Origin of the sequence: Pristimantibacillus sp. PTI5, assembly GCF_048572955.1 — a bacterium.
Taxonomy (GTDB): domain Bacteria; phylum Bacillota; class Bacilli; order Paenibacillales; family Paenibacillaceae; genus Pristimantibacillus.
The window spans coordinates 2,290,990-2,304,582 of the sequence record NZ_CP183886.1; the positions used below are offsets into that span (position 1 = coordinate 2,290,990).

11 protein-coding genes are annotated in these 13,593 nt (G+C 51.8%); 3 read left to right on the forward strand and 8 right to left on the reverse strand.

Going from position 1 to position 13,593, the window contains the following annotated elements; translation table 11 throughout:
* Positions 1 to 123 precede the first annotated feature (123 nt).
* The 7 genes from ACN6MW_RS10265 to ACN6MW_RS10295 form a co-directional block, all read right to left on the reverse strand.
* Positions 124 to 885 carry a sugar phosphate isomerase/epimerase family protein gene (locus tag ACN6MW_RS10265; RefSeq protein WP_419875374.1) on the reverse strand — a complete coding sequence of 254 codons (762 nt, stop codon included), beginning with the start codon at positions 883 to 885 and terminating at the stop codon, positions 124 to 126.
* A gap of 215 nt (positions 886 to 1,100) precedes the next feature.
* Complete coding sequence (locus ACN6MW_RS10270) at positions 1,101 to 2,705, reverse strand: DUF3502 domain-containing protein (protein WP_419875375.1); 1,605 nt, start codon at positions 2,703 to 2,705, stop codon at positions 1,101 to 1,103.
* Positions 2,706 to 2,782: 77 nt separating this feature from the next.
* Positions 2,783 to 3,694, reverse strand: coding sequence for a carbohydrate ABC transporter permease (locus tag ACN6MW_RS10275; RefSeq protein ID WP_364154443.1), 912 nt, complete (start codon positions 3,692 to 3,694; stop codon positions 2,783 to 2,785).
* A 12-nt stretch (positions 3,695 to 3,706) separates the two neighbouring features.
* Positions 3,707 to 4,627: an ABC transporter permease gene (locus tag ACN6MW_RS10280; RefSeq protein ID WP_419876319.1), complete on the reverse strand. Its 921-nt coding sequence runs from the start codon at positions 4,625 to 4,627 to the stop codon at positions 3,707 to 3,709.
* Positions 4,628 to 4,700: 73 nt separating this feature from the next.
* Positions 4,701 to 7,511 carry a beta-galactosidase gene (locus ACN6MW_RS10285; protein ID WP_419875376.1) on the reverse strand — a complete coding sequence of 937 codons (2,811 nt, stop codon included), beginning with the start codon at positions 7,509 to 7,511 and terminating at the stop codon, positions 4,701 to 4,703.
* Positions 7,512 to 7,795: 284 nt separating this feature from the next.
* Positions 7,796 to 8,857: a LacI family DNA-binding transcriptional regulator gene (locus tag ACN6MW_RS10290; RefSeq protein WP_419876320.1), complete on the reverse strand. Its 1,062-nt coding sequence runs from the start codon at positions 8,855 to 8,857 to the stop codon at positions 7,796 to 7,798.
* Between the two features lie 206 nt (positions 8,858 to 9,063).
* Positions 9,064 to 9,249: a twin-arginine translocase TatA/TatE family subunit gene (locus ACN6MW_RS10295; RefSeq protein ID WP_308995493.1), complete on the reverse strand. Its 186-nt coding sequence runs from the start codon at positions 9,247 to 9,249 to the stop codon at positions 9,064 to 9,066.
* 317 nt (positions 9,250 to 9,566) lie between these two features.
* Between ACN6MW_RS10295 and ACN6MW_RS10300 the strand changes: the two genes are divergently transcribed.
* From ACN6MW_RS10300 to ACN6MW_RS10310, 3 genes are all read left to right on the forward strand, one after another.
* Entirely contained in the window at positions 9,567 to 9,824 is a 258-nt protein-coding gene (locus ACN6MW_RS10300; protein WP_419875377.1) for a MerR family transcriptional regulator, read from the forward strand.
* 13 nt (positions 9,825 to 9,837) lie between these two features.
* Complete coding sequence (gene tatC / locus ACN6MW_RS10305; protein WP_419875378.1) at positions 9,838 to 10,554, forward strand: twin-arginine translocase subunit TatC; 717 nt, start codon at positions 9,838 to 9,840, stop codon at positions 10,552 to 10,554.
* Between the two features lie 203 nt (positions 10,555 to 10,757).
* Positions 10,758 to 11,987, forward strand: coding sequence for an amidohydrolase family protein (locus tag ACN6MW_RS10310; RefSeq protein ID WP_419876321.1), 1,230 nt, complete (start codon positions 10,758 to 10,760; stop codon positions 11,985 to 11,987).
* A 103-nt stretch (positions 11,988 to 12,090) separates the two neighbouring features.
* Here ACN6MW_RS10310 and ACN6MW_RS10315 read toward each other — a convergent pair whose 3' ends face one another.
* Positions 12,091 to 13,311: an MFS transporter gene (locus tag ACN6MW_RS10315; protein WP_419875379.1), complete on the reverse strand. Its 1,221-nt coding sequence runs from the start codon at positions 13,309 to 13,311 to the stop codon at positions 12,091 to 12,093.
* Positions 13,312 to 13,593: the final 282 nt, after the last annotated feature.

The following is a 13,593-nucleotide window of genomic DNA, read 5'->3' on the forward strand; positions in this document are numbered from 1 at the left end:
CCAAGCGTAAGCGGTTAGCACAATGACTAGTAAAACCGTATAAATGTTTATGGATAGAAAAAAAGCCAGACGCAAGACTGCATCTGACTTTTCCCAATGACCGAGCCGCTCCTGCCGCTTCGGTTATAGATATTGCTGTAAATTGCGGAAACTGACCGCCAAGCTTTCAAACGGATCTCGCCTGCATACGTCCTGCTCCACAACGTACCATTCCACGCCTATTTCCCGGCATGCGGCAATGATTGCTTTGAAATTCAAGTTACCTTCGCCGATCTCCGCGAATACCTGCTGGTAATCCACGATTTCCAAATCCTTGAGATGGACAACCCCCATACGGCCGTTCACCTGTTGGATAGCATCTACCGGATTTACCCCGCCGACATGCACCCAGTAGGTATCGAGCTCGAAGCCTACGGCTGCCGGATCCGTTTCCTCCTGCAAAATAGCCATGCCGGTCCTGCCCTCGAACTTTTGGTATTCGAACTGATGATTATGATAAATAAATTGCAAATCATGCTCCTTGAGCTTTTGCCCGATCTCCGTTGCCGTCTTGGCAAAGCTTAAATAACCCTCCGCGCTGCCGCGGTTCTCGTCCGGCAGGCTTCCAAGCCCAACATATTTGCAATCCCAAAGCTTATGCTTCTTAACCGTGTTATCAAAATCATTAACCAGCGAATCCAGGCTGACATGCGTCGCGCAGATCCGAAGTCCCGCCGCATCCGCTAATTCTTTTACTTTCTCCGGAGCAATGGGGCCGATGCCGGATACCTGCACCGCTTGATAACCTATCTCCTTCACCTTGCGCAGCGACTGCTCCAAATCCGCTTCCGTCTTGCAGTAGTCCCGCAATGTGTACAGCTGTACAGCAATATTCGATACATTCATGCCTTCGCCGCCTTCGTAATTTAATAGGATTGGCTTACCGTTTCATAGGTTTATTGTAGCATTACAGCTGAAAGCGCTACTTTACTGAGGTTAACCAACCATAGGCCGCCACTTGATTATAATTGACCAAAGTGGGCTTAAACGCCAAACAGCGCAAGCGGAGACGCACACTATCGTGCATGAAGCTCTCCCCTTGCGCTGCATCGCTCAAACCATTAACCTTCGATCAGCTTCTTGTAGGCATCCATTTGTTTCTGAAGCTCGGCAAGCACTTTGTCGTAGCCAGCGGTTTTCAGCTTGCTGCGGAATTGCTCAACTGCCTGCGCCGGATCGCCTGCTTTGCCGTACGTAATCGCAGGGCCCATCTCGCCCGTTACCTGTGTCATCGCTGTCAGTTCAGCCTCAACCGGTGTTTTATCAAACACGAATTGGCCGTACGGATAAGGCTTTTTGATTTTGTCGTATTCCGCGTACAATGTTTCTTCGAGCTGATCCCATGTCGTTACGCTCGGGATTTCAAATTTATCGACGCGGCCGCCCCAGAAGTCAGCATAGAAACTATCATTGGCTTCGTCATAGCCTTCTGGCTGCGTGCGTTTGCCGTCTTTCACTTCGTATTGAACGCCTTCCAAACCGTAATTGATCAGGTGATAAATTTCCTCGTCATTGCGGATGAGATCATAAGCCATCAGTGCACGTTCAGGGTTCTTGCTGTGCGCTCCGACGGACGTTCCGCCATGCGTGATGGAAAGCTCAGTCAAATTGTTGCCGCCCGTGCGGTTAAATGGGAACATTTGCAGCTCGGAGCCCGGTTGGTCCTTATCCATCTGCACGCGCAGGCCGCCGAAGGTTTGGGTATGATGCTGATCAAGGCCCGACAAGCCGGCACGCAAAGCGGAGCGGTTATCGTTCTTATTGTTCAGCACATCCTCGCGCCAGTAGCCTTTATCCGCCCAATCCTTCATCAGCGTAGCGAAATTCAAGAACGTGTCTTCGAATACCGGGCTAACTACCGTAAATTTCTCATCATAGGATTTCGTCGTGAATACCGGCAAATAACCGGTTGAGATCGGAAGCTCCAGCTGATCCGTGTAGGACTGCGCATAACCTCCCCAAGTGCTTGTTGATGCAACGGCATCCCATGGAATGACGCCTTCTTTGTTATCTTTTACGAACTGAAGGTATTGGCCGATGCCTTCCCAATCTTTGATCGGATCGGTAATGCCCGCTTCCTTCGCCCAGTCGCCGCGGTAGAAGAAGCCGTGGTTAACCCATTGTGTGTAATCGTTTTCCGGAATCAGCACGATATTGCCGTTATACTTGCTCTCTGCCCAGTCCTCCTCGGGAATAGAGCTCCATGTCTGAGGCGCATATTCCGGCAGCAAATCATCCAGGTTCATAAATGCGCCGCGCTGCGCATTGCCCCAAGTGTCCAGCCAGTCCGTCCCGATCGTAATCAGGTCAACCGCTTCGCCGGACGCCAGCAGCAGGTTGTATTTGGTTTGCCAATCTGCCCACTCGACCCATTTCCACTCGAGCTCGGCATTGATTTTTTCTTTCATTTTTTTGTTAACCTCAGCTAAAACCTTCTCGAACTGTCCGTTTTTCGGCTTATCGCCAAGCACGACGTAGCTGATCTTAACGAACTTGGACGTATCCGCTCCTTTTTCTCCATTCGCAGCGTTCGTGCTGCCATTATTGCCTGTCCCGGCGTTTTTGCCGCCTTCGTTTTTTTCCCCGTTATTACCTGAGCAAGCTGCAAGGCTGAAGATCATCATCATGGCAATCAGCAAGGCGGAAACCTTCTTATAACCCATCATCGCACTTCTCCCCTTTGTTTTCATAAATCGGGCATTGCCCGTTATGTGAAGCGGCCTTTTTAGCGGCCCTCGGCACATCAGCCTTTTACAGCGCCAACCGTAATTCCCTTAATGAAATACCGCTGTACGAACGGATAAAACAGGATAACAGGTCCGGTCGCCACGACGGCGGTCGCCATCTTCATTGACTCCAGCGGCATATCCCGCAGCTGCACATTGGATGCGGCCGAGGAATTACGGATAAAGTCGGCGCTCGTCACCACGTTATACAAGAATAGCTGGAGCGGACGGTACTTCATATCCGGCGAGAGGAACAGCATCGAATTATACCATTCGTTCCAATACCCCAGCGCGATAAACAGGCCGATTGTAGCCAGAGCCGGCGTCGTCATAGGCAGAATCAACTTTAGGAAAATCGTAAAGTCGCCCGCTCCGTCGATTTTGGCGGATTCGGTAATGGCATGCGGGATGGAGCGCACGAAGCTTTTCATCATAATAATGAGAAACGGACTAAGCAGTCCCGGCAGCAGCACGGCCAAATAGTTATCTTTGAGCGACAAATACTGCGTCATGAGCAGGTAAAACGGAACAAGCCCGCCGGAGAACAGCGTCGTAAAATAAATGAAAAAGGAAATGCCGTTCCGATACCCAAAGTCCGGACGCTGCAGCGCGTAGCCGGTCATCGCCACGAGGAAGAGCCCAAAGGCCGTCCCTACGATCGTAATCCCCATGGTAACGAGGTAAGAGCCGATAATGAGATCAGGATTCTCAAATACGATTTTGTAAGCAAAGGTGCTAAAATCACGCGGCCAAAAATTGAAGCCGTATTTCTTGATTGTCCCCTCCGCCGTCAGCGATGTGCCGAGTACGAGCAAGAAGGGCAATAGACAGCATAGAGAAAAAAACGAGATGAACAGATATCCGAATAGCTTGACGATGACTCCGCTTATATCGGTGCGGATGCTGCGTGATTCTTCGCTGTTTTCCATAACTGGCACCTCCTAAAATAACGAGTTTTCGGGCGAAGCCTTTTTCACTAGCCAGTTTGCGGTCAAGACGACCACAAATCCGAATACGGATTGATAAAGACTCACTGCGCTGCCGATCGAGAAGTTGAAGTTCGTCATCAGCGATCGGAACACATACGTTTCAATAATATCGGTCGTCGGATACAGGGCCGTATTGTTGGCTCCCACAAGGTTGAAGAACAAGCCGAAGTTACCTTTGAGAATGCCCCCGAGCGAGAACAGCATCAGGATGATGAAGGTTGGCTTCAGCCACGGAAGCACGATGTAAATAATGCGCTGGAACGCGTTCGCGCCGTCGATTTCCGATGCTTCGATAATCTCGTTATCCAGGCCCATGATGGCGGCGAAATAGACGATGGACCCGTAGCCGGTTGACTGCCATAGGAAGGTCAGCACGATAATGAACGGCCATATTTTCGGATCGGAGTACGTTTTGACAGGCTCCATGCCGAGCGATTCCAGGATCGTGTTCAATATGCCGTAATCGTAGCTCAAAATGTTGTAGGCGATCAGACCGATCAGCACCGCCGAAATGAAATGCGGGAGAAACATGAGCGTCTGCGTCACTTTTTTGAACCATTTGCGGCGGATCTCGTTCAGAAGTATGGCTACGAAAATTTGCAGCACGTTCCCTAGTACAATGAATACCAGATTGTAGGCCACCGTATTGAACGAAAGCCGCCACAGATCGCCGTTAATAACGAGAAAACGGAAGTTATCGAAGGCGACGAACGGGCTTTTGAAAATACCGTCGGAGTAATTGTAGTTAATAAACGCCAGATACAGGCCGGGCATCGGCAAATACGCAAAGATAACAAAAAAGGCAATGGCCGGCAAGCACATGAGCAAAAGCGTTTTGTTGTTCCAGAAGCGCTTCATCTTGCCTCCGCTCATTCGCTGAAGCTTCCTCTGCGGCTCCCTTTCGGCTATGGTTGTTTCCATCCTAAGTCCCCCTCGCTGTCCTTAACTAGACGGATATAAATTGAATCGATTCCAATCGTCCCTGCTGCTCCCGGTCTACCGCTTCCAGCATGATCGCCAAGCTTCCCTTGCCCGCCTCATACCAAGCTCCCGGCAAATAAAAGGAATCTGGACTTCCGCCCGTTAACACGGGCCTGTTCGCATCGCTCGGCAGCCAAATTCGTCCGACGATCCGTCCCTCCAGGAATACGGTTAATTTCATGCCCGTCCCAGAAACCTTTGCCCGCCAGCCCGCTTCAGCCCCCGAATTAACCGTGGAAGCAAAGAGCCAAGCCGTCTCGCCCGGCGCAAGCAGAACAGGAAATTCCTGCACGGCAGCGTCTAGCTGCACACTCTCTGCGTGCTCGAAGAGCTCTGCCTCTTCCGCGGCGCTCACCGTCCAGCCCTCAGCCTCATGGCCTTCATAGAGGTAAACCTTCCCGGAAGGAAGACCAAGCACCCGTTCTACATATACAGTAAGCATGACCTGCCCGCCCGCCGTGACATGCTCCGAAATATCGATATAAGGATCGAGCGGATGAACGGCGCCAATCTCCTTGCCGTCCACGAACAGACGGGCAAGGGATTGTATGCCCTTGAAATGCAGCGTCCACGAACTCGCGTCCGCAGAAGCCCGGAAGCGCTTCCGGTAATACTCGAATGCGGGATGGTCCGGAGACAGCCAGCCTCCAAAATTAACGAGAGGCCACATGCTGTCATCGGGCGACTCGGCAAGTTCCCTGCGCAGTTCCCGCTCTGCCGCGCGGTATACGCTCCAGCTGCCGCTGAGGTCCCGCGACTCCGTGATTGCCGTCAATCCCCGCAGTCCCTTCATCGCATGAAGACGAAGTCCCGGAAGCCGCGCGTCATCAAAGTTCGAATGTCCCCAAATTTCCACCCGGGCCAGCAGCTTGCCGTCTTCTTGCAGCTCTTTGTTGAACGGGAGGAAGGCGCTGCCCCCGCCAGGCGTTAACGTACCGGCATATTGGCTGCCTGCATAAAGCGATACGACATCGCTGCCTTTCCGGATGATAAAGCCTTGCACCGCTCTGCCTTCCGGCAGCTTGACTGCCGCTTCGTACCAGGCAAACCCACGGTAAATGCCGGCTTGCTCCAAGTAATCCGCCTGCTCCTCCATCGCTGCCTTGCCGCTGTCCCTATTTAAGGTCATTGGCGCTGCACCGCCATCCAGAACGCGGAGCTTCCATTCGGCTGCCGCTGCTTCCGGCATGTCAGGGTAACTGTGCGGGCTCCCTATATGAATCGCGCCGCTATCGTCCAGCCCCTCCGTATAAAGCGCTTTCATTCTATCCATTATAAAAAGCTTAAGCTCCCGCCCGTCCGCTGTAAGCACTCGGCAACAGCTGTCTGCCTCGCCGTCGAACGTTAACGTCAGCCGTCCTTCCGACCATTCGGCCGCGGCATGGTCCGCTCCCACCTCGGCATCCGGATCCAGCTGTACAATGATTTCTCCGCTTCCCTCCGTGTGGAAGAATAAGTTGGTCCCGCCGGTTAATTGTTCCGCCTGAAACAGCTCTGCGGTTGAACGCTCGAGCAGTCCCTCAAAGCCCCATAGGCTTAGCGGAACCTGGCATGGAAGCGCCAGCGACCGTCCGGCCTTTAGCGTAAATCCGCCTTTTGCCGGAGCATTCGCTTCATCGGCAGCCCTAAGGGCAATCCCTTTATCCCGCTCATCCAAATTGGTTACGAACAGAAGGCTGCCGCCGCCGTTAAGCTGCAGCGCGTAGGGACCTGCTACTCGTTCGCGGTCACCGGTTAAGACCCATGCGGACGAAAGGCCGTCTGCGGCGGCTGCCTCCGCGAGCGGAGCGCCGTAAGCCTTAATCATCCTGCCGAGCATTCGGCCCTCATAGGCTTCCTCGCGAATATGTCCCTCCGGCGAGATCATGCCGCCAAAATCATAATCCGAGGTCATGAACGCCAGCGGCTTGCCCCAATTGTTCGTGGCGTTCGTAAACCCGAAATCCGTGCCTGACACCTGCAGATAAGGACCGAGCAGCTTCGCCCCGCAGGAAAGCAATCTACGAAGCAGGTAATGCGCCCGATTCGTCTCCGTTACGAGCAGCGGATACCCGAGTCCCGCTAGGGTTTCGTTATAATGCAGCACCTTCTGCTCGAATTCGGGGTCACGATTATCCGGATAAAAGTTGCAGGTCGGAACAACGTTCCCGGCCAGCCCCGATGCTTGCAGGATGCCGCCTTGGCCCGCGCAAGCGAACAGCGGAACCGTAATCCCGTGGCTTAAAGCCATATCGCGCAATGCGCTAATATACCCTTTCGGATCATGGCAATCGTAGAAATCGAGCTCGTTATCGAGCTGAACGCCAATGACCGTTCCGCCCTCTCCTGCTTGGTATTGCTTCAGTAAAGGCAATATGTGGTCAAACCATTTCGCAACATAGCCGAGGAAGCCCTCATCGTTATCGCGAAGCTTCAGCTCCTTTGTCAGCAGATAAGCCGGCAAGGCGCCGCCATCCCATTCGGAACAAATATAAGGTCCCGGTCTGGCAACGACGTATAAGCCCGTTTCCGCCGCCGCCGTTAAGAAGGCCGAGATGTCGCGTTCGCCGCTAAAATCCCATATTCCTTCACTTTTTTCATGGTAGTTCCAAGGAAAATAAACATCGATGCTGTTATAGCCGAATGCTTTGACCTGCTCCATCCGTTCCTTCCAAAGCGCTCTTGGAATACGGAAATAAAACAAGGAGGCGCATAGCAAGATATGTGAGCTGTCCCCAATTTTTACGGCGTCCGCATTAAATTGCACGGCTGGTCTGGCTTCAATCTCCATGAACATGTCATTACCTCCACCAAAAAAAGTAAAAACCCGAAATATGTAACCCGTTTCATGAAACCCGTTACACTATTGGTTAAAAATAAATACACTCTCATGACCGGTGTAACAGAACGCAATTCTGCACGGAAATTTGATGTGTATTGATTTGGTTACTGCTTTGTAGGAAGAAGCCCAGCTGAACATGTAACGGGTTACATTTTTACCGGCGACACCATATAATCTTTTGACAACTTGATTCTATTCACAAATGTAAGCGTTGTCAATCTTTTTTTGAAAACTAATTCTTAAGCGTTATTCATTTCTTGCGGCGGGGCTGTTGACTCCCTGACAATCAGCTCAGGCCTTAGTTTCGTGTTTTTGCTCACCTTGTTTTTGGTAATCATCTGATGGAGCAGCTCGGCTGCATTCCGTCCAACGTCATAGCATTTCAAGGAAATCGTCGTCAGCTCCGGAATGCTGTTGGAGGCGTAAGGAATATCGTCAAAGCCAATCAGCGACAGCTCCTCCGGCACGCGGATCCCTGCTTTATGGGCCGTCTTCATCACACCGATAGCCACGAGGTCGTTGGCGCAAAAAATAGCCGTTGGACGCTCCGGCAGCTCAAGCAGCTGGTTCATGAACCGCTTCCCGCTCTCTACGGAAAAGCCTCCGTTAAGTATCCATTCTTTGCGGATCCTTAGTCCGTTCTTCTCCATGGTTTTGACAAAACCCCGAATGCGCTGGGTCGTGTTGGACATATGCTTGTATCCTCCAGCGAAAGCGATATGACGATGCCCAAGATCGATGAGATGCTGCGTCGCAAGCTCTGCCCCTTCAAGCTCATCGGCATATACGCGGGTCATCCCCTCGCCCGGCAAGTTCCCGTTTATGAGCAGCAGCGGTACCCGCTTGCTTGCTTCAACTACTTCGCCGACCAGCTCCTTGCTCGGCTTTGTCAGATTGATTCTTCCGCCAATCATCACGATGCCGTCTACCTGCTTCTCCATAAGAATGCTCAAATATTGCGATTCCCGCACATATTGCGCTTCTGAATCGCCATTCGTCGATACCGTATCGCAGAGAAAAAACGTATATCCTTTGCTGCGCGCCTCCTGGTCAAGACCCGCCAACACTTCCGGAAAAAAAGGATTTGTAATATCCGGCAAAATGACCCCAATCATCCCTGTTTCTTTCTTGAACAGGCTTCTCGCCAGCGCATTCGGCTGAAACTGATGCTTCGTTATCAGCTCCAGCACACGTTCTCTCGTCGATTTTTTAACCGGCGCCGTGTTATTGATTACGCGCGACACCGTAGCTACCGAGACGTTAGCTTCCCTAGCAATATCATAGACAGTAACCGGCTTGATAGCGGCACGCTCCTTCATCCATAATTCCATACTTTTGTAGAATAACAGACTTTTCATTAAATAGGAACGAGCAGTTCCCATGATTTACAAATTAACCCATTAAACAATCGAACAACAGGCGCCATGCATTTCTTTTATTCAAGAAGCGATTAACCTGCAAAAAAGGCAGTTCCCCCAGCCTCAATGCTGAAGGAACTGCCTTTCCCTTATGCGCTGCCTTTGCTTTCCTGTTCGTCCTTGCTCTCCGTCACGAGCTCTCGCGCGGAGCTTTTGAACTCGTGCAGCGTACGGCCGACCGCCCTCCCGAGCTCGGGGAGCTTCGAGGGCCCGAATACGATTAAAATAACGACTAAAATCATGATCAGCCCTGGCAAACCAATGCTCTGCAGCATGAACACTCACCTCTTTTTTAGTGATGGGATCGACTGGCGATGATTTCACAATAGCAGATGCCATACAGGATGTCTTGAAGTATGTCAGATAATATAACATGGTTTTTTCCTGAAAATAATTCCATATATAGAAGTTTATTTACGGTTGTACGATCCGTCTAATCCGATTGTAAAACGTTGGGTTCATGATCTAATGACAGCTCCTTTCTCCCACATTATCATTAGGTACACATCAAGTTTGCGTTATTTTTTATGACATAACTTAGGAAAGGAGCGGTCTTTTGTAACGGCAAATCCAAGTAAAAGGAGCTGTCATCATGTCGTTTATGGATAAACAAGTCATGCATATCGGAATGGTAAGCGAGCTTACCGGAATATCGGAAAGACGGATTCGTTACTATGAAATTCGCAAGCTTATTTGCCCTAAACGAACCATGGGAGGCACTCGCAAATATTCGTTCCGCGATATTGAGAAGCTGGTCGAGATCAGCGAGCAAATGGAAACCGGATGGATGACGGCGGAGATCAGGTACAGCGCCAAGAAGCATCGGACCGGCTCCGCCGCGAATGGTTAGGAGGGCTTACGCCATGCAGGCTCAACCGAGTCTCATCGATCATTTAACCGAGCTTCGCAGAAGAATCATTTATGTGCTCGTTATGTTTGCCTTTGCTTTATGCGGCGGCATTGCGCTGGTCCGCCCCGTCCTGGCCTATTTGCAGCTATCCTATTCGCCTGGCCAGCCGGTCCTATGGAATGCCTTCTCGCCATTTGACGCGCTGCAGCTCTACGTGCAAACTGGAGTTGTGATAGGCGTAGGCGCCTGCGTTCCGTTCATATTGCTCCAGGTATGGCTGTTTGTTAAGCCGGCTTTGACTTTGAAGGAGCGTAAATCGGTTCCTTGGCTCATCCCTTTCGCGTTTCTGTTATTTCTCATCGGGCTGGCCTTCAGCTGGTTTATCGTTTTTCCGATGGCTGTCCAGTTCGCGTCCTCCGTTACCCGTTCCATGGGATTGGTTGAAACCTACGGAGCCGCGCAATACATTCAATTTCTGTTGCGAATCATTTTGCCTTTGTCCCTCGCCTTCGAGTATCCGATCGTGCTTATTTTTTTGGCACGGCTCGGACTTGTCACGCCTGAGCGGCTTCGGAAAAGCAGAAAATTCGCTTATGTCATTCTAGTTACCGTATCTACCATACTGACACCGCCCGATTTTATATCCGCCTTCATCGTGCTTATTCCCTTAGTCATTTTGTTCGAGGCGAGCTTCCCCCTTGCAAAATGGGCAAACAAAAAAAGTGATTAGAGGAGGAATTATAGATGGATCAAGAAAATAAAGGCTTGTCCCGCAGAGAGTTTATCGGCAACGTCAGCAAAATAGGCGGTGCTTCGGCCGTTCTTGGCGTCATGGGCACTATGGGTCTCTTCTCGCCCGATACCGCAAGCGCAACCGCCGAGACGAAGAAAGAGGATTCAAAGTCCAAGAAACCGGGCAAAAACAGCTCCTATATGCTGTTAAACGTACGTCTGGAGAGCGGGTACGGCTATGAAAACGGGCAGGTTACCGCAACCGAAACCGTCCTCCGCAACCTGCAGATCGACAAAGGAAAGATCACGAAAATACTCGATACGAAAGCTGCTTACGCCAAAAATATGGACTGTTATGACGCAAAAGGCATGCTGCTCCTGCCTTCCTTCCGGGATATGCATATCCATTTGGACAAGACCTTTTACGGCGGCCCTTGGCGAGCGGTCAGACCGACAAAAAACGGCATTTTCGACCGGATTATCGAGGAACAAACCTTGCTCCCGCAGCTGCTCCCGACCGCACAGGCACGGGCCGAAAAACTCATAGCGCTTATATTGGGCTACGGCTCGACCTACGTTCGGAGCCACTGCAATATCGATCCGACCGTAGGCCTCAAAAACTTAGAAAACTTGAAGCTTGCCTTAGCCAGCTATTCAGATGAAATCTCCCATGAAATCGTAGCTTTCCCACAGCACGGCCTGCTCCGCTCCAATGTCGAGGGCATCATGCGCGATGCCATGCAGCTCGGTGTCACGCATGTCGGCGGTTTAGACCCAACCTTGGTGGACGTCGATATGGAAAAATCGCTGCAAACGATGGTGCAAATCGCCGTGGATTATAAGGCTGGCATCGATATTCACCTCCACGAGGGCGGGGAAACGGGAATCAAGGCCATCCGCCGCTTGGCCGACCTGACTGAGGAGGCCGGCCTGCAAGGGAAGGTTACGGTCAGCCACGCTTTCTCGCTCGCTTCTCTGCCTGCAGGCGCCGATGTTGAAATGGCGGACCGCTTGGCATCGCTCGGCATATCTATCGCATCCTCCGTGCCCATCGGAAAAAGCGTCATGCCGATCCCGCTGCTTCAGAAGCAAAAGGTTAACGTCCTGCTTGGCAATGACAGCATCACCGATCACTGGTCGCCGTTCGGAATCGGCGATACGCTGCAAAAGTCGCATCTTGCCGCGCAGTTATACGGCTGGTCAAGCGAATACAACTTATCTAGAGCTCTCGCTCTCGCAACCGGCGGCATTACGCCTTTAGACGAGTCCGGCAAGCAAGTATGGCCAAAGGTTGGCGATGCCGCTACCGCTGTGCTTGTTGCGGCAAGCTGCTCGGCCGAGACGGTCGCCCGGCTGCCGAAGCGCGAAGCGGTATTGCACAAAGGCACACTCTCTTCCGGCACGCTTGAAGCTGTGAAGCCAAAGAGATAGCTGCATTCAAGCTTTTAAATTCTTGTTTTTCACCAAAAAAAGCTAGCCGCTCCTGATAGGAGCAGACTAGCTTTTTTGTGTATTTTCACCCTGATGGCGCCGGTTAGCTTTTGGCAGCCGTTCCCGTTTGCCCAAGCTCATTCCTGCGCCGCAGCCAAATGCTTATGCCTGCCGCGAACATGATCATTCCCGTAGCGACGAATATCCAGTGGATACCGACGGCCAGTCCAAGCAAACCGCCGATGAGCGGCCCAAGCATGGATCCGACTTGATTCGCGCTCGTCGTAAGGCCAAACGATCTGCCTCTGAACTGCTCGTCCGTGCTCTGCACGACAAGCGTGTTGACGATTGGCGATATCCCGGCCATAAACAAGCCGAATATGAACTGTACGACCGCAAACAGCCATAAGTCTTGGACAAAAAACTGCATGCTGACCACCACTCCGGCGCAGAGCAAGCATACGACGAGAATGCGGTAGTAGCCCTTTCTCTCGCCCAGCCTTCCCCAGATCGGCGAAGCCAAAATGCCGGCGATCCCGATAAGCGAGAGCACAAAACCCGCCGATAATACGGCCCCTTGCAATCCGCCTTGCAGCTTGGCGATATGCAGGGTAAGCAGCGGCTGAATCATATTCACCGAAAGCTGGAACAGCGCAAGCAGCATTAGCATGCTCATGAGCGCGCGGTTACGAAACGCCATGCGGTACGTGACCGGCTTCTCCCGCTTTTTGTCAGCCGCCTCCGTTTCCGCTTTCCCTTCTTTCACCCAAATAATTACCGCCGCTGTCGCAGCCAGTATGATGATAGCCGCTACCACGAACGACCTTCTTAAACCGAAGGCTTGCGCCAGCAGACCGCCAAAAAGCGGACCGAGAATCCCGCCGGTCATCGTACCCGCCTGCATCATGCCAAGGCTCCAGCCGAGCTTCTCTTTCGGCGCGACTGTGGCTACAATCGACATGGATGCCGGGACGAAGCCGCCTACGAAGCCATGCAGCATTCGAACGCCGACGAGCTGCCAGGGCGTCTGCACAAACGCGATTAACGCATAGATAACGGCTAAGCTGAGTCCTGCCCGAATGACCATTTTTCGCTTCCCGTACTTGTCCGCAAGCAATCCCCACAAAGGGGCCATCACGGCCCCGACAAGAAAGGCAGAGGAATGCACAATGCCCGCCCATAGGTTAACCGAGCTCTCCGGCACTCCCAAATCGAAGAGAAACAAAGGCAGGAACGGAACCGACATCGTATAGCTTGAGCTGCAAAACAATACGCCGAACCAAAGAATCCACATTGTACGCTGCCATGATTGCAACTTGGTCATCCCTCCTTGCCCTGCTGAGCATTATCCGATCCTAACTCACTATTACCCACTATACGCCTCCTTTACTATTTGTTCAAAAACCGCAAAGGGGCGTATCCACAAGAAAACGCCAACAAAACCTCTTTTGTTTAAGCGTAACAAGGTTTTTTGAGCTTAGAGCGATCTTTATGGATCCAAGGATCAGCCTGTCCCCTCAACACACTAAAAGTAAAACGTGTTATGCTTTAGAGGAAGCTATTGCCAATCGCCGCAGGCTGGAATATTCAAGAATTCGCGAATGGG